Genomic DNA, 710 nt, shown 5'->3' with positions numbered 1-710 from the left:
GTCGAGCGCGGGCTGTACGTCCGCGTTGCGGTGCCAGTGACCGGCGCGGTTGGCACCGACGGCGAGCGGTGCTGGGTGTACGTCGGTGATCCGAATCGGCTCGGCGTCGACGCGACGTGGCCGGGGGACGGGTCGCTCCGCGAGCGCGTTCGAACGCTCGTTTCACGGAGCGTTGTCGTGGTACGGACTCACGAATGACGTCCGTCTGTCCTCCGTCTGACGACCCGTCTATCCCGCTCCCGTCTGGTGGTTTCACTTCCGCCGCGGGTGCATGAGATTTATATACTCAGGGTACACTGTTTCAGTCGCACGTCACACGCCGTGCATTCCCTGTATTCCCTGTCGTGCTGCCCTGTTGCAGCACATCGCTGTTGGGGGGACGGCGACGGGCCCGACACGGCTCTCCCGGTCCCCGACAGTAATCCTTACACCTCGTCCCGAGTAGACGGGCGTATGCTCGAACACTCGGATATTCTCGAGGCGCGCGAGCGGGTACGAGAGACATCTCGACACACGCCCCTCGAGCACTCGCACACCTATTCGTCGATGACCGGGGCCGATATCCGCCTGAAACTGGAGAACTTCCAGCGGACGGGCGCGTTCAAGATTCGCGGCGCGACGAACCGAATCGCGACGCTCTCGGCGGCCCAGAAGGAGGCGGGCGTCGTGACGGCCAGCGCGGGCAATCACGCGCAGGGGGTGGCGCTGGC

General features: G+C 65.4%; 1 protein-coding gene and 1 pseudogene. Both read left to right on the top strand.

Going from position 1 to position 710, the window contains the following annotated elements; all coding sequences use genetic code 11:
• Window positions 1-198, top strand: a pseudogene (locus PGX04_RS25500) (gamma-glutamylcyclotransferase family protein); the annotation flags it as partial.
• A gap of 255 nt (window positions 199-453) precedes the next feature.
• Window positions 454-710, top strand: a 257-nt coding sequence (locus PGX04_RS25495) for a pyridoxal-phosphate dependent enzyme (protein WP_273741060.1), incomplete at its 3' end; no start/stop codon positions are given.

Source organism: Natrinema soli, assembly GCF_028618695.1.
Note: the sequence above shows the minus strand (reverse complement) of the source record. Positions and strands in the feature narration are given on the sequence as shown.